This is a genomic window from Streptomyces sp. NPDC048106, from assembly GCF_040706415.1.
Taxonomy (GTDB): Bacteria; Actinomycetota; Actinomycetes; order Streptomycetales; family Streptomycetaceae; genus Streptomyces.
This window is the reverse complement of sequence record NZ_JBEZND010000008.1, coordinates 1-21,834: the sequence shown is the minus strand read 5'-3', so window position 1 is coordinate 21,834 and position 21,834 is coordinate 1. Positions and strand designations below refer to the sequence as shown.

Genomic DNA, 21,834 nt, shown 5'->3' with positions numbered 1-21,834 from the left:
CGCATCGCTCAAGGGCGCCCCGCCGGGTGCCCTTGAGCGTGGTCAGTTGCCGGAGACCGTGATCTTCTGGTCGTTGTTCAGCTCGTTCACCAGGGTCTTGACCTTCGTCTTGTCCCAGACGAGGTTGCCGCCGGTGGAGCCGGAGATGGGCATGTTCATGGAGGTGCCGTCGCCGCCGTTGACACCCTTCATCGCCCAGAACATCGAGGCCAGGTCCCACAGGGACATGTCCTTGTCCACGATCAGCGAGTCCAGGCCCGCGCCCATGGTCGGGTAGAGCTTGAACGGGTTGAGGACGGTCGAGGGGGTCGCCACCTCGTGGGCCAGGGCGGCCAGGAACTTCTGCTGGTTCTTGGTCCGCTGGAGGTCGGAGGCGGCGAAGGCGTGCCGGGTACGGACGAAGGCGAGCGCCTGCTGGCCGTTCAGGGTCTGCTTGCCGGCCTGGAAGTCGGCGCCGGACCACTTGTCCTTGAAGCCCTTGTCGATGTCGATCTGGACCCCGCCGACCGCGTCGACGATGTTCGCGAAGCCCTGGAAGCCGATCTCCACGTAGTGGTCGATGTGCAGCCCGGTGTTGTACTCGATCGTGCGGACCAGCAGCGTCGGCCCGTCCTCGGCGTAGGCGGCGTTCAGCTTCTCGCGCCGGCCCGTGGCCGGGTAGACCTTCCCCGACGTCGAGCCCTGGTACGACGGGATCTCCACGTCCGAGTCACGCGGCAGCGAGATCAGCGTGTCGCCGTTGTCGCCTACGTGCAGGATCATCATCGAGTCCGTGCGCTTGCCCTCGGCGGCGCCGGTGTGCAGCTTCTTCTCGTCCGCCTTGGTCATGCCCTCGCGGCTGTCCGAACCGACGATCAGGTAGTTGGTGCCGGACCCCGACTGCGGCCGGTCGATCACCTTGGAGAGGTCGACCTCGTGCCGCAGCTTGGAATCGGCCCAGAAGTAGGTCGCGACCGACGTGACGACCAACACGGTCGCCAGCGTGATCACCGTCCACTTGATCCGCCGTCCCCAGCGGGGCGCGGGTCTGGGACCGGGTCCCGGCGTGTCGCCGGGGCCGTGGCCGCCGGGGCTGCCGTAGACCTGGCCGGTGTTGTAGCCGCTGTCGTACGCGTCGTCGTAGCCGCCGTCCGTGTACGACGGCTGCTGGGGAACGCCGGCCCCGTACTGCGGCGCCGCCGGGTCGCGCCGCACCTGGCGCATCGCGCGGGCGCCCTCGGGTTGCGCGGCGCCACTGCCGCGTCCGTACCGGGGGCCGCGGTTGTCGTCGGACCATGCCTCGGGCCAGTCATTCATGCGGACCAGTGTGCAGGGCTCCGCCGTATGGCTCACAAGCCTTGTCGGAAAATAAGGGCGGCGCTGTTGCGAAGCTGACACAAATTCCGCGAATGTCACTTCGGCATAAGGTAGAGCGCATGACAGACCAGGCCACGGACTCGGAAGCAGTGGAACCGGACATTCCGGGTAAGCTCACGTCCGCCTCGCGCACCACGCTGAGCCACATCATGACCCACAACGACACCAACCTGCTGGGCACGGTGCACGGCGGGGTGATCATGAAGCTGGTGGACGACGCGGCGGGCGCCGTGGCCGGCCGGCACTCCGGCGGTCCCGCCGTCACCGCGTCCATGGACGAGATGGCCTTCCTGGAGCCGGTCCGCGTCGGCGACCTGGTCCATGTGAAGGCGCAGGTCAACTGGACCGGCCGGACCTCCATGGAGGTCGGCGTAAGGGTCCTCGCCGAGCGCTGGAACGAGTCCGACCCGCCCACCCAGGTCGGCTCGGCCTACCTGGTCTTCGCGGCCGTGGACGCCGACGGCAAGCCGCGCCGGGTGCCCCCGGTGATACCGGAGACCGACCGCGACTGCCGCCGCTACCAGGAGGCGCAGATCCGCCGCACCCATCGGCTGGCCCGCCGCCGCGCCATCCGCGAGCTGCGTGAACAGCGGGCCGCGGAGGGACTTCAGGACTAGGACTGAGGAGGGGCCGGGGCCGCGTGGCCCCCGGGGACCGCGGCGTCCGCTCAGGCGTTCCCCGAGCAGACCACCTCGTTGCCGCGCACCACGCTCTCGGCACCGTCGTCCGGGTGTCTCGGGTCCTTGAAGCGCACCGCCTGGACCCCCCGGAAGCCGGCCCCGGCCGTCACCTTCAGCACCGGCCCCTGTCCCGGCGCCGCGCGCAGCTCGCTGCCCGGCAGCGCCGCGGCCAGGGTGCGTGCCGAGCGGTCCCAGCGGGGGTCGTAGGTGATGACCGTGGCCGGCAGCCGGGCGGGCGCGGTCACCGGCCGGTGGGTGGTGGCGAAACCGGTCGCCGCCAGCTCGGCGTCGATCCGCTTCGCCAGCCCGGTCGTGGTGGTGCCGTTCGCCACCTCGACCCGGATCCCCCGGGGGTCCGTCTCGACGGTCGTCGCGGCGGGGGCGGCGGGGCGCGGGCGGCCCGTGGTGAGCGGCCGGTCGTCGCGCAGCGCCTGGAACAGCCGGGCCGAGCGGGCCGGGTCCCACTTCAGGGTCGAGCCGATGCCCTTGACCGGGTAGTCCATCCGCCCGATGGGCACGGTCGTGAACTCGGAGGACGAGGGCGAGAAGTTCCGCATCGCGCGGCCGAGGTCGAGCAGCTCGTCGGTGCCGAAGCCGGCGTCGGCACGGACCGAGCCGAGCACCGCCCGGGTCACGTCCCGGAAGCGCATCGGGTTCAGCAGCACCCCGGAGGACGTCGCCTTCTCGATCAGCGCGGCCAGGAACCGCTGCTGCCGCTTCATCCGGCCCAGGTCGCTGTCCCCGTCCAGGTGCCGTGAGCGCACGTACTGGAGCGCCTGCCCGCCCAGCAGGGTGTGCGTGCCGGGGGCGAGGTCGAGCCCGCTGTAGGTGTCCTTCAGCGGCGTCGCCGTACAGATCCGCACCCCGCCGAGGACGTCCACGGTCTTCATGAAGCTGGTGAAGTCGACCTCCAGATAGTGGTCGATCTTCACATGGGTCATGTTCTCGACGGTGCGCACGGTCAGCGGGGGGCCGCCCTCGGCGTAGGCCGCGTTCAGTTTGAGCGGGTGCGGGCCGAGCTGCCGGCCGGTGGTCTGGTCCCGGTGGGCCGGGGCCTCGGCGAAGGAGTCGCGCGGCAGGCTCACCACCGTGGCCCGCTCCCGGCCCTCCGAGATGTGCACGATCATCATCGTGTCGGTGCAGTGACAGGGCTGTCCGCCCAGGTGGAAGGCGCGCCGCTGCCCCTCGGTGATTTTGTCCCGGCCGTCGGTGCCGACCAGCAGGATGTTCATGCCGTGGCCCGCCTGCGGCCGGTCCTTCATGTCCTTGAAGGCGTCGACCCGGGCGATGCCCGCGTCCAGGCTGGTGACCACCGCGTGCCCGATGCCGGCGGAGGCGAGCACCACCACCGACAGCGTGGTCATCGCCCGGACGGCCCAGCGCGGCCGCCGCCGTCGGCGCAGGGGCCGCACCGGCCGCTCGGGCGGGGGCGGCAGCCGGCGGGGCGGCTGCGGGCGGCGCTGGGGTCGCGCCGGGGACCGGGGCGGGCTGGCCAAGGGACACCTCCGGACGAGGCCGTACGTGGGATCCGTGAGCACAGTAGGCCGATACGATCTCCATCCCGCGTCAGAGCGCCGGTGGCGCGCACCGCTGTCCCCCGTTCGCGGTAACGTGAGGCCCCTATGAACGCCAAGCCCGACGTGCGGTTCCCCGCTGTATCCGTGATCATGCCCGTCCTCAACGAGGAACGGCATCTGCGCGGGGCCGTCCAAGCGATCCTCGCGCAGGAGTACGGCGGCGACATGGAGGTCGTGATCGCCCTCGGTCCGTCCACGGACCGCACGGACGAGATCGCCGCCGCGCTCGTGGCCGAAGACTCCCGCGTCCACACCGTCCCCAACCCGACCGGCCGTACCCCCGCCGCGCTGAACGCGGCGATCAAGGCATCCCGGCACCCGATCGTGGTCCGCGTCGACGGCCACGGCATGCTCTCGCCGAACTACATAGAGACCGCCGTACGCCTGCTCGAAGAGACCGGCGCGCAGAACGTCGGCGGCATCATGCACGCCGAGGGCGAGAACGACTGGGAGCACGCGGTCGCCGCCGCGATGACCTCCAAGATCGGTGTCGGCAACGCGGCGTTCCACACCGGTGGCAAGGCGGCCCCCGCCGAGACGGTCTACCTGGGTGTCTTCCGCCGTGAGGCGCTGGAGCGGCAGGGTGGCTACAACGAGGAGTTCATCCGCGCCCAGGACTGGGAGCTGAACTTCCGCATCCGCGAGGCCGGCGGCCTGATCTGGTTCTCCCCGGAGCTGAAGGTGTCGTACCGGCCCCGGCCCTCGGTGCGGGCCCTGGCCAAGCAGTACAAGGACTACGGCCGCTGGCGCCATGTCGTTGCCCGCTACCACTCCGGCTCCATCAACCTGCGCTACCTCGCCCCGCCGACCGCGGTCTGCGCCATCGCCGCCGGCCTCGTGGTCGGCGTGGCCCTGACCCCCTGGGGCCTGGTGATCCCCGGCGGCTATCTCGCCGCGATCGCCGCCGGCTCCGTCCCCGCGGGCAAGGGGCTGCCCCTCAAGGCCCGCCTCCAGGTCCCCGTGGCCCTCGCCACCATGCACATGTCCTGGGGCTGGGGCTTTCTGACCAGCCCGAAGTCCCTGGCCAAGCGGGTCATCGCGTCCCGCCGGCCGGCGGTCCACAGCGCCTGACCAACGCGAGCGCCCGACGAGACGAGCGGGGCCCCTCCTTCCGGAGGGGCCCCGCCTCGTTCACCGCCGCCACCGCGATCACCACTGGTACGGCTTGTACACCTCCATGCACTTGTGGTCCGCGCCGTTGACGGCGTCGGCGTTGGTGGGGATGTCGCCCGCCTTGGGCTTGGACTGCTTCGGGAAGGTCGTACCGGTGCGCCAGTCGGCGCCGAGCAGCAGGGTGACGCCGGAGACCGAGGTGGACTGCTTCACCGCGGTCGTCGGCAGTCCCAGGGCCTTGGCCACGCCCTGGGCGTCGCCCTGGAGGTCGGCGCTCGGGTACTCGATCACCGTCCTGTCCTGGGGCGGGGGCGGCGTGGTGTCGGCCGTCGCTCTGGCGTAGCCCTGGGCCACGAGGGTCTCGGCGATGGTGCGGGCCCGCCCGGGGACCGGCGCCTCGGTGGCGGAACCGGTGCCGTTCTGGACGAGGACGCCGAGCCGGGCCGGATCGGTGGAGGGCGACTTCGTCGGCTGGGGCTTGTCCGTGGTCTGCTTGGAGGTCCCGCCGTTCTTATCGAGCGGGATGTCGTCCTGGAGCATCTCCCAGACCTTGGCCGAGCCCGCCGGGTCCGGGACGACGTGGTTCTTGGGGTTCTGCGGATCCGGGAGGTTGGGCATCGTCAGGCTCGTGACCCGGTTCGACGGCACCGACTTCATCTCCATGCCGAGGTCGTAGAGCTTCTTGACCGTGCCGATCTCCTCGGAGACCTTGAGGGACTTGGTGGCCGACTCGGCCAGGTCCATCAGATGCCCGCTGTCGGTGAACACGTTCTGCGACTTGAGCGTGCGGATCATGGAGTTGAGGTACATGTGCTGGGCGCGGGCCCGCATCAGGTCGCTGCCCCAGGCGTGCCGGGTGCGCAGCCACTGGAGCGCCTGCACGCCCTTGATCTTGTGCGTCCCGGCCGTCAGCTTCAGCCCCGAACCGCCGCGCTGGGCCGCCGTCGAGCGGTCCCAGACGTTCTCGTTCACACAGACGTCGACGCCGCCGATGGCGCTCGCCATCTTCACCACGCCCGTGAAGTCGATCGTCATCCAGTGGTCGATGTAGACCCCGGTGAGGTTCTCCCAGGTGGCCAGCGTGCAGCCGGCGCCGCCCCGGGCGAGGGTGGTGTTGATGATGTCGTTGGTCGCCGGAAAGACCTTTCCGGTCTCGGGGTCCGTGCACTTGGGGATGTCGACGCGGGTGTCCCGGGGAATGCTCACCATCGCCGCGCTCTTGCGGTCGGCGGAGATGTGGATGAGCATCTGCACGTCCCCGAGCGGGGGACTGCCGACGCTGCTCTTGCTGCCGCCCAGCTTCAGGTTCTCCGCCGAGTTACGGTCGTCCGAGCCGATCAGCAGGATGTTCAGCGGGGTCTGTCCGGCCGCGTTCGGGGCGGTCTTCTTCGCCTTGGCGTCACCGCTGCTGCGCTCGCCCTTGCGTATGTTGCCGTTCAGATGCCGGTAGTAGAGGTAACCGGCGCCCGCCGTGCCGAGTATGACCACCGCGAGCACCGTCGCCGACCAGCGCAGCGCGCGCCGTCGCCGGCGCCGCCGGCCGGCCGTGCCGTCTCCCGAACCCTCCGACCCCGAGCCCCCCTTGCGCCGCCCGCCGCCGTGCCGTCCGGTACCGGCCTCCGGGTTCGCCGGGCCCGCTCCGTCCCCCGTCCGCGACGTGAGCGCCATCGTGTCGTCCACTTCGGCAGCGTCACCCCGCACTTCGCTCTGCGCCAATCTCCCCGCCCTCCCCGCCCTTTGAGCCATGCGACGGGCCCGTCCCGCGTCGAGTGGTTAGACGCACGACGGGCCCGCAGGGTTACCTATGAGGCGCACTTAACCTCGTTGGCCGTTGACTTGTCGACCTTCGGTGCCTTGTCCGGAGCGGCGATCGGCACACCCGCGCCCTTGAAGTCCTTGCCCAGGGTCAGGGTCATCGCCGGCAGTCCCTGGGAGTTGAGGGTGCTCGATCCCGGCTTGAGCGCCGAGCCGGGCAGTCCCATCAGCGCGGCCAGCTCCCTCGCCTGCGCGGCCTGGTCGGGCGCGTACTCCAGCGTGGTCTTCTGGAGCCCCGCCGGCGCGTTGCCCGCGTTCTCCGACTTCGGCACGCCCTCGCTGTTCTGGAGCCAGCCGAGGACCGCCTGCGCGCTGCCCGGTGCCGCCTCGCTGTTGAGGATGCGCACCCGCACGTCGCCGGGCGCGGACCTGGTGCCCTTGAGCCGGGCGGCCTGGGCGTCCTTGGCCGCCTTCTGCTTGCGCTTCACGTCGGTGAAGGAGACGTCGTTCCGTATCGCCTCGAAGACCGAGGGCGCCGTCGCCTGGTTGACGATGACGGTCACGGGGACCTTCTCGGCGGGGTTGTCCAGCACCGGCACCGTGGTGAAGGTGATGTTCTTCGGCGGCACCTTCTTCAGCTCCATCGCCATGTCCTTCAGCGTGCTGATGTTGTCGATGCCGGTGTCGACGGTCAGCGCCTTGGTGGCCGCCTCCGCGAGGTCCACCATCTTCGAGGGGCTGGTGAGGGTGTCGCTGGAGGACATCTTGCGCATCAGCGACCCGAGGAACTGCTGCTGCACCTTGATGCGGTCCAGGTCGCCCCGGTTGCCGAAGCTGTGCCGGGTGCGCACGAAGGCGAGGGCCTGCTCGCCCTTCACCACCGACTTGCCCGCCGGCAGCTTGAGGTGGGACTCCTTGTCGTCCACGGGGTGCGCGACACACACCTCGACGCCGCCCACCGCGCTGGTCAGCGTCTTCACCGCGTTGAAGTCGGCCATCATGAAGTGGTCCACGTGTATGCCGGTGACCTCGTCGACCGTGCGCATGGTGCAGCCCGGGTCGCGGCCGTCCTGGCCGAGGCTGGTGTTGAAGCGCACGTTGTCCGTGCCGGGAATGACCTTCTTGCTGCCATCGGGCTGGATGGTCTCGCAGTCCGGGACGTTCACGATCAGGTCGCGCGGGATGCTCAGCGCGGTCGCGTTGGTCCGGTCCTTCGAGACGTGCAGCAGTATGTTCGTGTCCGCGTGTCCGACGCTGCCCGCGTCGCCGTAGCCCTCGTTGCCCTTGCCGGTGCGCTTGTCGGTGCCGATGATCAGCAGGTTGAAGGCCTCGTTCTTGCTGAAGCCCTTGGAGCCCGCGTCGCCGACATCGGTCGAACTGATGTTGCCCTCAAGGTGTCTGAGGTACAGGTACCCGGCGGCGCCGACCGCGACCAGCACGAAGGCCGTGCCGCCGGCGGTCCACGCCAGCACCTTCTTCGCCCTCGACTTCTTCTTCGCCGGCCGCCGGCCACGCCGTCCCGGCGCGGTCTCGGGCTCGGCGGAGCGCCGTCGGCCGGACCGCGGCGGCGGCACGTCCCCGGCGCGCGCCTTGTCGCCGGCGCGGGAGCCGTCCCGGGTGCGGCCCCCGTCCTCGGTGCGCGTCCCGCCCCCCTCGTGCCCGCCGTCCTGGGCGGGCACCCTGTTCATCTCGCGGGTCTCACCAGGCGTCATGTCGTTCCGGCGACGGCGCCGGGACCCGCCGCCGTCCTCGGCGGACGGCTTGCGTGGCCCGGGGACCGACTGCGTTCCGGAAGGAGGCAGTCGCAGTTCGTATTCGCCGGTGTTCGGATTGAGTACCCACTGGTCTGCGGGATCGATGTTGTCCGCCCGCCCACGGCCTTGCGCGTCCACGGTTGTCCGAATCCTCCGTCGGGGCCCACGCGGCGCCTTCCCCCTCAAAGGCGCTCGGGTCTCGGTGAAACAGTGCACGACCCCAGGTCGGACCTCGTGGCCACGTGCACCGGATCGCTCACACTATCCGCCCAGTTCAGCGTCAAGCCACGCCGGTGACAAATCCGTCGTCCCTACAACTGGGCAATCCGCCTCATTTTCTGAACGGAAATACGCGGCCTTGGTAAACGCCTTACCCGTAGCCCTGCTCGCGGCCGTGCTCCGCGGCGGTGTTCCCGTGTAGGCGGGCGCCCAGGAGTGGCAGCCTTTTGTGCCCCTTCACGCCGTCGACGGCTTTTGCGGCGGCGCCCTTCGCTACTCGGCGCGAGGCAGCCGCCGTACCGCCGTCACCTTCTCGCTGTCGATCCGCTTCGCCAGGGTCTCCTCGTCCAGGCGCTCCAGGTTCCGGCAGAGCACCACGGAACCCCCGCTGGCCAGCGGAGCGAACAACCCCGCGCTGAGCCCCTCCCAGGTGTCGTACGGCAACCCCGACAGCAGCCGCGACCCGGGCCCCGTCAGCTCCAGTTCCCCCGCGTCGGCCACGGCCTTCTGCACGACCTCGGCCCCGCTGAACTCCGCGCCGGCCACGATCAGCGCCGACTCCCCGGCGTACGGCGACGAGAACCGGTCGCCCTGGCCCGGCACCTCCACGGCGTAGTCGAGGAACCCCTCGGGCGGCTGCGGGAACCGTCCGCCGAGCGGCCGCAGGGACAGCGCGACCCGCTCGCCCCGGCACGCCCGCGCCGCCTCCAGCGACTCCGGCCCGCTGACGACCACGTCGGCCACCGCCGGGTCCCCGGCCACGTCCGCGACCGCGCCCACCGAGGCGCAGGCCAGCAGCCACACCGCCGTCTGCCAGTGCGCGGGCAGCAGCAGCGCGACCCGGTCGCCGGGCTCCACGGAGAGGTCGCCCTGGAGGAGGTTCGCGGTCTTGGCCACCCAGTTGGCGAAGGTGGCGACGGAGAGTTCGACGCGTTCGCCCGTGGCGTCGTCGTAGAAGGTCACCAGCGGGCGGCCGGGATCCGCGGCGAGGGCGGAAGTCAGCAGGTCGGCGGGGGTGCGATCGGTGGCGTTCACCCGGCAAAGGGTACGCGCGCGAGGGCGCGCGGCGGGGGCGCTTCTCTCACTGTTCTCACACCAGTCTCTCGGCGAACCGCGCGGCCGTCACGGTCTCCGTCGCTACCGTCTGCATACACTGACCGGCCGATACGAGTAGAACGAGTCAGTTCGGCCGGTCCCGGCAGGAAGCAGAGACGACAGGTGACAGAAGCGATCCTCCTGGTCGGCGGCAAAGGCACCCGGCTGCGCCCGCTCACCGTGCACACGCCCAAGCCCATGGTCCGGGCCGCGGGCGTGCCGTTCCTCGCCCACCAGTTGGCGAGGGCGAGAGCCGCGGGCGTCGAGCACATCGTCCTTGCCACCAGCTATCTGGCCGAGGTCTTCGAACCGTACTTCGGTGACGGCTCGGCGCTGGGCCTCCACCTTGAGTACGTCACCGAGGAGGAGCCCCTCGGCACGGGCGGGGCGATCCGCAACGTCGCCTCGCGGCTGCGCTCCGGCCCCGACGAGCCGGTGCTGATCTTCAACGGCGACATCCTGACGGGCCTGGACATCCGGGCCCTCGTCGACACCCACGCGTCGACCGGCGCGGACGTCTCGCTGCACCTGACGACGGTGACGGACCCGCGGGCCTACGGTCTCGTGCCGACGGACGAGACGGGCCGGGTCCTGGCGTTCCTGGAGAAGCCGCAGACGCCGGAGGAGATCGTCACCGACCAGATCAACGCGGGGGCGTACGTCTTCCGGCGCTCGGTCATCGACACGATCCCGGCGGGCCGGCCGGTGTCGGTGGAGCGCGAGACCTTTCCCGAACTGCTCGCGGCCGGGGCGCATCTGCAGGGCATGGTCGACTCGACGTACTGGCTGGACCTCGGCACCCCGGCGGCGTTCGTGCGCGGCTCGGCGGACCTGGTGCTCGGACGCGCGCCGTCCCCGGCGGTGCCGGGGCGCTGCGGTGACCGGCTGGTGCTGCCGACGGCCCGGGTGGCGCCGGACGCGAAGCTGACCGGGGGCACGGTGGTGGGGGAGGGCGCGTTCGTGGCGGAGGGGGCGCGGGTCTACGGATCGACCATCCTGCCCGGCGCGGTCATCGAGCCCGGCGCGGTCATCACCGACTCCCTCATCGGCATCCGCGCCCGCGTCGGCACCCGCTCCGTCCTCACCGGCACGGTCATCGGCGACGGCGCGGTCATCGGCCCCGACAACGAGCTCCGCGAGGGGGCGCGGGTGTGGTGCGACGCGCGCATTCCGGCGGGGGCGGTGCGGTTTTCCTCTGATCAGTGAGGTGTGTGGTTCGGCGGGGGCGACCGCCGAGCCGTGCGGTTCGGCGCGGGAGGGAGAAGGCGGCCGCTGAGTCGTGCGGTTCCGCCGGGGCAGACCGCTCCCCTCGGGGGCGGGCCGTCGGGGGCTCGTTCCGGTCGCCGTCGCTGGGTGGGGTTGCTCGGGGGAGCATCCTGTCGGCGCGGGCGAGTGGGGCGCGCCTCTGGGGGCGCGGGTGTGGTGCGGCGCATGTTGTTCCGGCGGGGGCGGTGCGGTTCTCCTCCGACCAGTGCGTCGTGTGGTTCGGCCGGGGTGACCCTCTCCTCGGGGGCCGTCGGAAGCTCGTTCCGGTCGCCGTCCGCCGGATGAGGCCGCTGGGGGAGGCATCCCGTCGGCGCGGGCGCGCGGGGCCCGTCCCTGGTGGGGCCTGGCTCAGAGCAGGCCGATGTCCACGCGCGGCATCTTCGGGACCCGTCGGGCCGGTGTGACGCCGCTCAAGAGGATCAGGCGGGCGGCACGGTGCCGTTGACCGGCGTAGGGCTCCAGCAGACGGAGCATCACGGAGTCGTCCGCGTGCCGGTCACCGGCCAGCGCCCACCCCACCATGCCCGGCAGGTGCAGGTCCCCGACCGTCACCTCGTCCGCCGCGCCGTGACTGCGCTGGACGACCTCCGCCGACGTCCACACCCCCACCCCCGGCACGACCTCCAGCCGCGTCCGGGCGTCCGCCGCCGGCATTCCCGCCGCCTGCTCCAGCCGCGAGGCCACCCGGACGGCCCGCAGAATCGTGGACGCGCGTTTGTCGTCGACCCCGGCCCGATGCCATTCCCAGGAGGGGATCAACGCCCACGTCCGCGCCGCGGGCATGACGAACATCGGCCGCTCACCCGCCCCCGCCGGTCCCGGCGCGGGCTCCCCGAACCGGCGTACGAGCAGCCGCCACGCCCGGTACGCCTCATCCGCCGTGACCTTCTGCTCCAGCACCGACGGGATCAACGACTCCAGCACCAGCCCGGTCCGCGTCAGCCGCAACCCCGGCCGCCGGTGCCGCGCGAGCGCCACCACCCGGTGCCGGGGCACGAACGCCTCCGGGTCGTCGGCCGCGCCGAGCAACGCGGGCAGGCCGTCGAGCAGCCACTCCGCGCCGGGCCCCCACGCCTCTCCGAGCACCTCACCGCCGTCCGCCCGCACCCGCAGCGTGCCGGGCCCGGCCGGGGTGCGGGTGGCCCGCCACACGGAGCCGTCCGCCGTGGCCCGGAACGTCGGGTCGGCGGGCCCGCGCCGCAGCGGCCCGAGCACCAGCGCGAGATCGAGCGGACCCTCGGGCACCCAGCGCCGCACCCGCGCGGGGGCCGCCGCCTGCCGAGGTATCCCGGCCGTACCGCCCCCGGGCACACCCGTGTGGCCCCCGCGCACGGGCACGGGAGCACCTCCCACGCCGCTCCGGCTGTGCGGGCGCGCGGGCCGCTGAACGAAACGTCCTGCCACGGATCAGATCCTCGGGAATGTCGGTGCCGTCCTTCGAGCGTAGGCCCCCCCGCCCCGGCTCACCGCACCTCGATGAACGCCTCCGCGTCCCGCCCGCCCCGCGGACCCGGCGCCTGCGCCGGATGCCCGATCGCCACCGCCCCCATCGGATCCCACTCCGGGGGCAGTCCGAGCGTCTCGCGTACCACGTCCCGGCAGAACATCGTGGACGACACCCAGGCCGAGCCGAGGCGCTCCCCGGCCAGCGCCACCAGGAAATTCTGCACGCCCGCGCCCATGGCGACGACGAACATCTCCCGCTCGGCGCCGTCCCGCCGGGCGTCCCCGTAGTGGTGCGAGCCGTCCATCACGAGGCACGGCACCGCCAGGTAAGGCGCGTCACGCAGCAGGTCGCCGCGCCGGACCCGCTTGGCGATGGACTCCTCGCTCTTGCCGTCCCGGCGAAGGTCGGCGATCCAGGCGTCCCGCATCGCGTCCAGCAGCCGGTTCCGCGACTCGGCCGACTCCAGCAGCACGAACCGCCAGGGCGTGGTGTGGTGCGGCGCCGGCGCGGTCACGGCCGCCGCCACCGCCCGCCGTACCGAACCCGGATCCACGGGCTCCGCGGTGAACGCCCTTACGGTGCGTCTCAGCGTCACGGCCTCGCGGACCGCCTCGGAGGTGCCGAGCCGGAACATGTCGTCGGCCGCGCTGCGCACCAGCGCCCGCGCGCCCGCGCCGCCGTCCCGGTCGACCACCTGGGACAGGCCCCGCACCACCGCGACCGGCCGCCCCCCGGCCTTGCCCTTGACCAGGTCACCGGCGGCGGCCAGCTCGTCCGCCGTGGCCACCACGGTGGCGCTGAGCGGATTGCCGTACGCGTCCGTGCCACCGCGCAGGTCGTCCAGCACGCGCACCCCGGCCGCGCCGATCGCCACGTCCGTCAGCCCCGCGCGCCAGGGTCGCCCGAACGTGTCACTGACGATCACCCCGACCTCGACCCCCAGGGCATCGCGCAGGCCGTCGCGGATCGCCCGCGCGGACGCGTCCGGGTCCTCGGGCAGCAGCAGCACGGTCCCGGCCGGAGTGTTGGAGGCGTCGACCCCGGCCGCGGCCATGACCAGGCCCTGCCGGTTCTCCACGATCCGCAGGGCGCCCCGGCGGGCCACCACCCGCACCGTCTCCGCGTCGATCGCGGCCTCCCGGTCGGTGGCCCGGAGGATCCGGCCCTCCGCCTTGGACACGATCTTGGAGGTGACGACCACCACGTCCCCGTCGGCCAGCGCGGGCTCGGCGGCGGCGATCAGTTTGGCGAGGTCGTCGCCCCGCTGCACCTCGGGGACGCCGGCCGGCGCCCAGACCCGGAACGCGGGACGCTCCGCGCGCTCCCCGCTCACGCGTCCCGCACCTCCTCGGCCAGCGCCAGCGCCTCCCGCGCCATCTGCGCGGCCGCGTCCACGTCGGTCATCATCAGCGGTACGGCCCGGCAGCGGATGCCGTCGGCCTCCACGCGCTCGACGGCCGCCGCGTCCACGGTGTCGACCAGCCAGCCGTCCAGCAGGCCCGAGCCGTAGTGCTCGGCGACCGCGGCGGCCGTGGACTCCACGCCGACCGCGGCGAGCACCTTGTCGGCCATGCCGCGCACCGGCGCGTCGCCGACGATGGGGGACAGGCCGACCACGGGCACGCCCGCGTCCGCGATGGCCTCCCTGATGCCGGGGACCGCGAGGATCGTGCCGATGGACACGACCGGGTTGGACGGCGGGAAGAGGATGACGTCCGCCCCGGCGATGGCCTCCAGGACGCCGGGGGCCGGTTTGGCGTGCTCGGCGCCGACCGGGACCACGGCCTCCGCGGCCACGGCGGCCCGCATCCGCACCCAGTACTCCTGGAAATGGACCGCCTTGCGCTCGCCGTCGACCTCGACGGCCACGTGCGTCTCCACGCGGTCGTCGGTCATCGGGATCAGCTTCACGCCCGGCTTCCAGCGGGCGCACAGCGCCTCGGTGACCGCGCTCAGCGGATAGCCGGCGCCGAGCATCTGCGTCCGCACGATGTGTGTGGCGAAGTCCCGGTCGCCCAGCCCGAACCACTCGGGGCCGACGCCGTAGGCCGCCAGTTCCTCCTTGAGATGGAAGGTCTCGTCGGACCGCCCCCAGCCCTGCTCCTCGTTGATGCCGCCGCCCAGCGTGTACATCACCGTGTCGAGGTCCGGGCAGACCTTCAGCCCGAAGAGGTGGATGTCGTCGCCGGTGTTGCCGATGACCGTGACGTCCGCGTCCGGCACGGCCTGCTTCAGACCGCGCAGGAACCGGGCACCACCGATGCCGCCTGCCAGAACCACAATGCGCATGGGGACCAGTCTTGCAGGAGGGGCCGACAACGCGTCAGGCGGTCACGCGCCAAGCGGTCACGCGTCGGACGATCGCGCGATCGGACGATCAGACGGTCAGGCGGTCACCGGGCGCGCCTCGCAGTCCGGGGAGGCGTGCATCGGCATCTCGGTGAGACCCGGGTAGTAGACGTGCAGGCTGACCGCCGGTTCCAGCGCGTCGTTGACGACCTCGTGCGCGTACCCCGGCGCGAACACGCGTTGCGCGCCCGGCGCGAGCGCCCGGCTGCCGCGCCGGGTGTGCTCGGTGAGCGTGCCCTCCAGGACGGTGAGGACCCCGGAGGAGCGGCCGTGGTCGTGCTGCCCGCTGCCCTGTCCCGGTACCCAGGACAGCAGCCAGACCTCGTACCCGGGGCCGGTGCGCAGCCGGTGGTACCAGCGGGTGGTGGCGTCGTAGCGCACGAGATCCGCCCACTGGGCGCGATCGGCGGCGATGGCGCGGGCCAGGCCGACGAACTCGGCGACGGTGGCCGGGTGCTCGCGCGGCGGCTGGAGCAGGTGCGGGACTTCGAGGAGGTCACCGGCGATCTGGAGGTCGTTGTCGCTGTTCATGGGGTGCGCTGGTTCCTCGGCGGAAGATGCGGAAGAGGCGGGAAGGGGCTCCGGGACGGGAGCGGTCCTGCGAAGCGTCACGGAAGACGGTCCTGCGAAGGAGCGGCGGCCGAGCCGTACGGGAACGGGCTTGGCGCGTCGGCCGGAGCGGAGGCCTGGAGAAGGAGAGGAGGCCGGCTCAACAGCTGGGACAGCAACAACAGCTACAGCGGGCTCGGGCAGCACCGTGGGACCCGGCGGTGCGGGTCGAGGTGGGTACCGAGTTCGCGAGCATGCCCCCTAGGACAACGGTTCATACCTGCGCTGTCAACTCGATGACCGCCATGTGAGGCACATTTCACCTCATCCGGGCCAACTGCCCGGTACGAGGTTTGCTGCTCAGGGGTGCGGGACACATGGGGCACATCCAAGCGCTCGACGAGCCGTGCAACGCGATCGAACGCCGGGACGTCTTTCTTCGTACAGGCCCGTGCGGGTGCCGAGCGGAGTACGGCGGTCCCAGCGGACCCCGGCCGCGCGGCACGGCCATGTGTCGAGGTTTATGACGATTTGAACACTTTCCGCATGGCCTTGGTTCCGCAGAGTGAATAACGGGCTCAATAGCAGATCTCGGCTTGACTCGCCCGGAGCAGCACACTTGTAATTTCACTCGTGTCGTTCAGCCGAAATCGGTAACGGCTACGCACGGGGACGCGAAAGACAGACGAGGGGCGCACATGACCGACCTGGTGCAGCAACTGCTGGTCGACGACGCGGACGAGGAACTCGGCTGGCAGGAGCGCGCGCTGTGCGCCCAGACCGACCCCGAGTCCTTCTTCCCGGAGAAGGGCGGCTCCACCAGAGAGGCGAAGAAGGTCTGCCTCGCCTGCGAGGTCCGCTCCGAATGCCTTGAGTACGCACTCGCCAACGACGAGCGCTTCGGCATCTGGGGCGGACTCTCCGAGCGGGAGCGCCGCCGGCTGAAGAAGGCCGCCGTCTGACCGCGCACCAGCGCCGCGGCACCCGGTACATACCCGCGCCATACCCGAGAAAACATCACGAACGGCCCGTGGCCCGTGGGTTATCCACAGGCGGCAGGCCGTCGTCGTGGGCAGCCGATAGTGTGGTCGCTCGTCCGAGACGCCCCGCTGTCCCCGCGAGCCCATCGAGGCCCCCGGGGGACACAGGTGTCCACCGCAGTCCACCGAACCGGGGCCCGTACCTCGATGTCCGTGCACAGCCATACGGCAGCCCAAGACCCGGCCGCCGCCGCAGCGTTCGACCCAGCCCGTCCGCCCGAGTACCCGCGTCATGTGGTCACGGCCGTCCTCGTCTCCCACGACGGCGCCCGCTGGCTGCCCGACGCGCTCGCCGGGCTGCTCGGCCAGGAGCGCCCCGTCCAGCAGGCGGTGGCCGCCGACACCGGCAGCGCGGACAACTCCGCCCAGCTGCTCGGCGAAGCCCTCGGCGACGCGGGCGTGCTGCACCTCGCCCGCCGCACCGGCTTCGGCCAGGCCGTCGAGGAGGCGAGCCGCACCGCCGCCGTCCTCACCCCGGACGAGCTGCCGTACCTCAAGCGCCCCAGCGGCTGGGACCCGGCCACCCGCACCTGGCGCGACGACGCCTACGACCTCCCCGAACTGCCCTACGGCGAACCGGTCCAGTGGCTCTGGCTGCTGCACGACGACTGCGCCCCCGAACCCGACGCCCTCGCCCAGCTGCTCCGCGTCGTCGAGAACGAACTCGAACTGGGACGCGACGACGTGGCGGTCGTCGGCCCCAAACTCCGCGGCTGGTACGACCGCAGGCAGTTGCTGGAGGTCGGCGTCTCCATCGCCAACTCCGGCCGACGCTGGACCGGTCTGGACCGCCGCGAACAGGACCAGGGCCAGCACGACCACGTCCGCACCGTGCTGTCCGTCTCCACCGCCGGCATGCTGATCCGCCGCGACGTCTTCGAACAGCTCGGCGGCTTCGACCGCCGGCTGCCCCTGATGCGCGACGACGTGGACCTGTGCTGGCGCGCCCACCTCGCCGGCCACCGCGTCCTGATCGCCCCCGACGCGGTCGTCCGACACGCCGAGGCCGCCTCCCGCGAGCGCCGCACCGTCGACTGCGTGGGCCGCACCGCCGCCTCCCCGCACAAGGTCGACAAGGCCGGCGCCGTCCACACCCTGCTCGCCAACACCCGTACCGCGGCGCTGCCCTGGGTGCTGCTGCGGCTCGTCCTCGGCACCCTCCTGCGGACCGTCGCCTACCTCGTCGGCAAGGTCCCGGGCCAGGCCGTGGACGAGATCCGCGGCCTGCTGGGCACCCTGCTGCGCCCCGAGCGGATCATCGCCGCCCGGCGCCGCCGCGGCACCCCGCAGATCGACAAGGACGAACTGCGCGGCCTCTTCCCGCCGCCCGGCGCCACCATCCGCGCCGCCATCGAACAGTTCGCGGGCAACTTCACCAGCGGCTCCGACACCGACACCTCCTCGGCCGGCCGACACGGCGGAGCCGTGGAATCCGGGCCCGGCGGCGACGACGCCGACTTCCTGGAGATCGAGCAGTTCGCCCGGCTCAAGCGGATCGCCCGCAGACCGGGACCGGTGCTCTTCCTCGCGCTGCTGCTCGTCTCCCTGGTCGCCTGCCGCGCCCTGCTCTCCGGCGGCGCGCTCGGCGGCGGCGCCCTGCTGCCCGCCCCGGCGAGCGCCGGCGACCTGTGGTCCCGTTTCGCGGACGCCTGGCACCCGGTCGGCGCCGGCGGCACCCCCGCCGCACCGCCCTACCTCGCGCTCGTCGCCACCCTGGCCACCCTGCTGTTCGGCTCCACCGGACTCGCCGTCACCGTGCTGCTCGTCTGCTCGGTGCCGCTCGCCGGATTCACCGCCTACTTCGCCTCCCGGCCCCTGGTCACCTCCCGGCTGCTGCGCGCCTGGTCGGCCATCGCCTACGCCTTCCTGCCCGCCACCACCGGCGCCCTGGCCGGCGGCCGCATCGGCACCGCCGTACTCGCCGTGCTGCTGCCCCTGATCGCCCGCGCGGGCATCGCCGCGAGCGGCCTCACCAGCCGCACCGGCGCCCGCGGCAGCTGGCGCGCCACCTGGGCCTACGCGCTGCTGCTGACCATCGCCACCGCGTTCACCCCGATCGTCTGGCCCCTCGCGCTGATCCTCGGCCTCGGCGTGCTCGTGCTGCGCCGCGCCGACCTGGCCGCCCACGGCCTGCGCCTGCTGGTCCAGCTCGGCACCCCGCTGCTGCTCCTCGCGCCCTGGTCGCTGACCCTGCTGCCGACCGGCTTCTTCAAGGAAGCGGGCCTGGCCTACGGCGCCTCGGCCGCCTCCGCGCTCGACCTGCTCGGCGCCAGCCCCGGCGGCCCCGGCACCGCGAGCGGGCTGCTGCTGCTCGGCATCGTGCTCGCCGCCCTCGCGGCGCTGCTGCGCTCCGAACGGCAGCTGGGCATCCGCACCGCTTGGGCCGTCGCCCTGACCGGCCTCGTCTTCGCGGTCCTCGCCAACCGGTCCGTCTGGGCCGGTCCCGCCACCCTCGTCTACGGCATCGCGCTGCTGTCCGCCGCCGTCCTCGGCGCCGACGGCGCCCGCGCGCGCGTGGCCGAGCAGAGCTTCGGCTGGCGCCAGCCCGTGGCCGCCCTGATAGCGCTCGCCGCGGCCGTGGGCCCGCTGCTGCTCGCCGCCGCCTGGATGTTCCGCGGCGCCGACGGCCCCGTGCAGCGCCGCGACCCGGCCCAGGTGCCCGCGTTCGTCGCCGAGGACTCCACCACCGGCGACCGGGCCCGCACCCTCGTCCTGGACGGCGACTCCACCGCGCGCGTGAGCTACACCCTGGTGCGCGGCGCCGGGGCCCGCATGGGAGACGCCGAACTGGCCGCCACGGACGGCGAGAACACCCGCCTGGACAAGGTCGTCGCCAACCTGGTCGCCGGCTCCGGCGCCGACCAGGCCGACGAACTCGGCGGCTTCGCCGTGCGCTACGTCCTCGTCCACAAGGGCACGCCCCGCGACATCACCCGCGTCCTCGACGCCACCCCGGGCCTGGCCCGGCTCAGCCAGCAGGACGGCAACGCCCTGTGGCGCGTCGACCACGAGGTCTCCCGCGCGGTCATCCTGCCCGCCGGCACCTCGGACTCCGTCGACTCCGGCAGCGCCCGGCCGATCGGCGCCGGACCGGTGGACATCCACACCACCGTTCCGGCCGGCTCCGACGGCCGCGTCCTGCGCATCGCCGACAGCGCCGCCCCCGGCTGGACCGCCACCCTCGACGGCAAGCCGCTCACCCGCACCACCGTCGACGGCTGGGCCCAGGGCTTCCGACTCCCGTCCTCCGGCGGCCGGTTGGACGTCACCTACGAGGCACCGGTCACCCACACCGCCTGGCTGTGGGCACAGGGCGCGCTCGGCGTCGTCCTGGTCGTCCTCGCCCTGCCCGGCCGCCGCCGAGACGTGGACGACGACCTCCCCGAGGAGGAGCCGCTGCCCGCCCAGGCCGCCACGGGCGAGGGCCGCCGAGCCCGCCGCCTGCGCGCCCAGGCCGAGGAGGAGTCCGCCGCGGAGCAGGCAGCCGCCGGTGAGATGCCCGCAGGGGAAGCCCCCGACGCGCCCCCGGCCCCGGCCGAGCCCCAGATCCCGCACCAGCAGCCGTACGACCCCTCCTACGACGAGTCGTACGCCACCCCCTACGCGAACGGCCCGTACCCCGGCTACGACACCGACGCCTACCAGGCGGGCGGTTACGGTCAGCAGGCCTACCAGGCCGACCCCTACGGAACGGCGCCGTACGACCCGTACGGGTACGGCGGCACCGCCGACCAGCAGCCCTACGACCCGGCGGCGTACCAACAGCAGGGCTACGACCCGGCGTACGACCCCGCCCAGCAGGGCTACGACCCCGCCCAGCAGCCCCATGGCACCGGCAGTGAGCAGCGCCCCGACGGGAGCCAGCAGTGAACCGCACCACCCTGTCCCTGATCGCCGGCACCACCGCGCTGGCCGCCGTCACCGCGGTCGCCGCGCTGGCCACCCCGTCCGCGTCCGGCGCGGCCGCGCCCAGCGCCGCGGCCGAACTGCCCGTGCAGCGCACCGGCCTGCTGTGTCCGGCGCCCAGCGTCTCGGACATCGCGGACACGACGTACACCTCGTTCACGCCCGTCACCCAGGGCGCGCCGAACAGCGGCAAGGCCCAACTCCAGCCCGCCCCCGCGGGATCCCCGGACGGCACGGGCGGCACGAGCGACACCCAGCAGGGCAAGAGCAAGGACAAAGGCAAGGACAAGGGCGGCAAGAAGACCGCCGACCAGCCGGTGCTCACCCCGAAGGCGCCGGGCACCCCGGTCACCGGCGACACCTCCGGCGCCGACGCGCCCGCGCTGATCGGCACCGCGGACGGGAGGTTCGCGCCCGGCTGGACCGTCCAGGAGACCACCCGGATCGCCGTCGGCACCGGCCGCGGCCTCCAGGGCGTCACCTGCACGCCCGCCGACACCGAGTTCTGGTTCCCGGGCGCCAGCACCGCCGCCGGCCGCACCGACTACGTCCATCTGACCAACCCGGACGACTCCGCCGCCGTCGTGGACGTGGAGATGTACGGAAAGAACGGTGCGATCAAGTCGCCGCTGGGGGAGAACCTCAGGGTCGAGCCGCACACCAGCGAGCCGGTCCTGCTGTCCACCCTGACCGGCGAGCGGCAGGAGGACCTGACCGTGCACGTCAGCGTGCGCAGCGGGCGGGTGGGCGCCACGGTGCAGGCGCTGGACGACGCGTCGGGCGGCGACTGGCTGGCCGCGGCCGCCGACCCGGCCGGCAGCCTGGTGCTGCCCGGCATCCCCAAGGACGCCACCGACGTCCGCCTGATCGCCTTCACGCCCGGCGACGCCGACGCCGACCTCAAGATCCGCCTCGCCTCGCCCGACGGCCTGATCACCCCGGCGGGCAACGAGGCGCTGCACGTCAAGTCCGGCATGACCACCTCCGCCGACCTCGGCCCGCTCACCCGCGGTGAGGCCGGCTCCCTGGTCCTGACCCCCTCCGACCGGTCGGTGCCGGTGGTCGCCGCGCTGCGGGTGGTCCGGGGCAAGGGCGCGAACCAGGAGACCGCGTTCATCCCGGCCACCGCGCCCGTCGGGGCGCGCGCCACCGCGGCCGACAACAGCGCCAAGGGCGCCACCCTCGCCCTGACCGCGCCCACCGCCACGGCCAAGGTCAAGGTCACCGCCTCGGCGGGCAGCGAGGGCGGCACGGCGGTCAGCAAGACCTACACGATCAGATCCGGCACCACCCAGGACGTCGACGCCCCGGTCCCCTCGGGCCTCAAGGGCACCTACGCCCTCACGATCGAACCCCTCTCGGACACCCCCGTCTACGCCTCGCGCACCCTCACCTCGACCGACCCGTCCGGCTTCACCGTCCAGACCCTGCCCAGCGACCGCGGCCTGGTCTCGGTACCGGAGGCGGACGAGGACCTGTCGATCCTCCAGAAGTAACCCCTCCACAAGCAACCGGAGGGAAGAACCCACGACGCGACCGCCCGCACGGCCCCGCGCCCCGAGAGGGCGCTCGGCCGCGGGCGGCCGCGCCGCCGGGCCCGGCCGCCGCACAGGTCAGCCGGATCCGAAAGAAAGGCCCTAGTTGTATTGACCCGTGAGGTTGGGGACGCGGCTGGCGGGTGGTTGGCCTTTCAGCGCGGTGTGTCCGCGGTGGTGATTGTAGGTGTGC

The 21,834-nt window shown here is 72.7% G+C and carries 15 protein-coding genes; 6 read left to right on the top strand and 9 right to left on the bottom strand.

Going from position 1 to position 21,834, the window contains the following annotated elements:
• Positions 1 to 42: 42 nt before the first annotated feature.
• Entirely contained in the window at positions 43 to 1,296 is a 1,254-nt protein-coding gene (locus AB0927_RS10310; protein ID WP_366667125.1) for an LCP family protein, read from the bottom strand.
• A 119-nt stretch (positions 1,297 to 1,415) separates the two neighbouring features.
• Between AB0927_RS10310 and AB0927_RS10305 the strand changes: the two genes are divergently transcribed.
• Complete coding sequence (locus AB0927_RS10305) at positions 1,416 to 1,973, top strand: acyl-CoA thioesterase (RefSeq protein WP_366667124.1); 558 nt, start codon at positions 1,416 to 1,418, stop codon at positions 1,971 to 1,973.
• A gap of 50 nt (positions 1,974 to 2,023) precedes the next feature.
• On the opposite strand, the gene AB0927_RS10300 is transcribed toward AB0927_RS10305, so the two are convergent.
• Entirely contained in the window at positions 2,024 to 3,400 is a 1,377-nt protein-coding gene (locus tag AB0927_RS10300) for an LCP family protein (protein ID WP_366667334.1), read from the bottom strand.
• A gap of 258 nt (positions 3,401 to 3,658) precedes the next feature.
• Between AB0927_RS10300 and AB0927_RS10295 the strand changes: the two genes are divergently transcribed.
• Entirely contained in the window at positions 3,659 to 4,684 is a 1,026-nt protein-coding gene (locus AB0927_RS10295) for a glycosyltransferase family 2 protein (RefSeq protein WP_366667123.1), read from the top strand.
• 78 nt (positions 4,685 to 4,762) lie between these two features.
• On the opposite strand, the gene AB0927_RS10290 is transcribed toward AB0927_RS10295, so the two are convergent.
• From AB0927_RS10290 to AB0927_RS10280, 3 genes are all read right to left on the bottom strand, one after another.
• Entirely contained in the window at positions 4,763 to 6,394 is a 1,632-nt protein-coding gene (locus AB0927_RS10290) for an LCP family protein (protein ID WP_366667333.1), read from the bottom strand.
• Between the two features lie 134 nt (positions 6,395 to 6,528).
• Positions 6,529 to 8,373: an LCP family protein gene (locus AB0927_RS10285; RefSeq protein WP_366667122.1), complete on the bottom strand. Its 1,845-nt coding sequence runs from the start codon at positions 8,371 to 8,373 to the stop codon at positions 6,529 to 6,531.
• Between the two features lie 354 nt (positions 8,374 to 8,727).
• Entirely contained in the window at positions 8,728 to 9,489 is a 762-nt protein-coding gene (locus tag AB0927_RS10280; RefSeq protein WP_366667121.1) for a TIGR03089 family protein, read from the bottom strand.
• 183 nt (positions 9,490 to 9,672) lie between these two features.
• Between AB0927_RS10280 and AB0927_RS10275 the strand changes: the two genes are divergently transcribed.
• A complete protein-coding gene (locus AB0927_RS10275) occupies positions 9,673 to 10,755 on the top strand; it encodes an NDP-sugar synthase (protein ID WP_366667120.1) in 1,083 nt (360 codons plus the stop codon).
• A 408-nt stretch (positions 10,756 to 11,163) separates the two neighbouring features.
• Here AB0927_RS10275 and AB0927_RS10270 read toward each other — a convergent pair whose 3' ends face one another.
• The 4 genes from AB0927_RS10270 to AB0927_RS10255 all read right to left on the bottom strand — a co-directional run bounded on the left by AB0927_RS10270 (position 11,164) and on the right by AB0927_RS10255 (position 15,142).
• A complete protein-coding gene (locus AB0927_RS10270; RefSeq protein ID WP_366667332.1) occupies positions 11,164 to 12,147 on the bottom strand; it encodes a DNA-3-methyladenine glycosylase 2 family protein in 984 nt (327 codons plus the stop codon).
• A 131-nt stretch (positions 12,148 to 12,278) separates the two neighbouring features.
• Positions 12,279 to 13,595: a coenzyme F420-0:L-glutamate ligase gene (locus tag AB0927_RS10265; protein WP_366667119.1), complete on the bottom strand. Its 1,317-nt coding sequence runs from the start codon at positions 13,593 to 13,595 to the stop codon at positions 12,279 to 12,281.
• A complete protein-coding gene (cofD, locus tag AB0927_RS10260; RefSeq protein ID WP_366667118.1) occupies positions 13,592 to 14,551 on the bottom strand; it encodes a 2-phospho-L-lactate transferase in 960 nt (319 codons plus the stop codon). Before cofD ends, AB0927_RS10265 begins: the two co-directional genes overlap by 4 nt.
• A gap of 96 nt (positions 14,552 to 14,647) precedes the next feature.
• Positions 14,648 to 15,142 carry a cysteine dioxygenase family protein gene (locus AB0927_RS10255; protein ID WP_366667117.1) on the bottom strand — a complete coding sequence of 165 codons (495 nt, stop codon included), beginning with the start codon at positions 15,140 to 15,142 and terminating at the stop codon, positions 14,648 to 14,650.
• 716 nt (positions 15,143 to 15,858) lie between these two features.
• On the opposite strand from AB0927_RS10255, the gene AB0927_RS10250 reads away from it, so the two are divergent.
• The 3 genes from AB0927_RS10250 to AB0927_RS10240 all read left to right on the top strand — a co-directional run bounded on the left by AB0927_RS10250 (position 15,859) and on the right by AB0927_RS10240 (position 21,602).
• A complete protein-coding gene (locus tag AB0927_RS10250) occupies positions 15,859 to 16,122 on the top strand; it encodes a WhiB family transcriptional regulator (RefSeq protein WP_217143001.1) in 264 nt (87 codons plus the stop codon).
• A gap of 312 nt (positions 16,123 to 16,434) precedes the next feature.
• Entirely contained in the window at positions 16,435 to 20,070 is a 3,636-nt protein-coding gene (locus AB0927_RS10245; protein ID WP_366667116.1) for a glycosyltransferase family 2 protein, read from the top strand.
• On the top strand, positions 20,067 to 21,602 hold the full coding sequence (locus AB0927_RS10240) for a DUF5719 family protein (RefSeq protein WP_366667115.1): 1,536 nt from the start codon (positions 20,067 to 20,069) through the stop codon (positions 21,600 to 21,602). Before AB0927_RS10245 ends, AB0927_RS10240 begins: the two co-directional genes overlap by 4 nt.
• The last annotated feature ends 232 nt before the right edge of the window (positions 21,603 to 21,834 follow it).

Coding starts and splice junctions, on each gene's coding strand:
- AB0927_RS10290 (WP_366667333.1), bottom strand. CDS start 6,394: ATGGCGCTCACGTCGCGGACGGGGGACGGAGCGGGCCCGGCGAACCCG.
- AB0927_RS10310 (WP_366667125.1), bottom strand. CDS start 1,296: ATGAATGACTGGCCCGAGGCATGGTCCGACGACAACCGCGGCCCCCGG.
- cofD (WP_366667118.1), bottom strand. CDS start 14,551: ATGCGCATTGTGGTTCTGGCAGGCGGCATCGGTGGTGCCCGGTTCCTG.
- AB0927_RS10300 (WP_366667334.1), bottom strand. CDS start 3,400: ATGACCACGCTGTCGGTGGTGGTGCTCGCCTCCGCCGGCATCGGGCAC.
- AB0927_RS10255 (WP_366667117.1), bottom strand. CDS start 15,142: ATGAACAGCGACAACGACCTCCAGATCGCCGGTGACCTCCTCGAAGTC.
- AB0927_RS10295 (WP_366667123.1), top strand. CDS start 3,659: ATGAACGCCAAGCCCGACGTGCGGTTCCCCGCTGTATCCGTGATCATG.
- AB0927_RS10250 (WP_217143001.1), top strand. CDS start 15,859: ATGACCGACCTGGTGCAGCAACTGCTGGTCGACGACGCGGACGAGGAA.
- AB0927_RS10305 (WP_366667124.1), top strand. CDS start 1,416: ATGACAGACCAGGCCACGGACTCGGAAGCAGTGGAACCGGACATTCCG.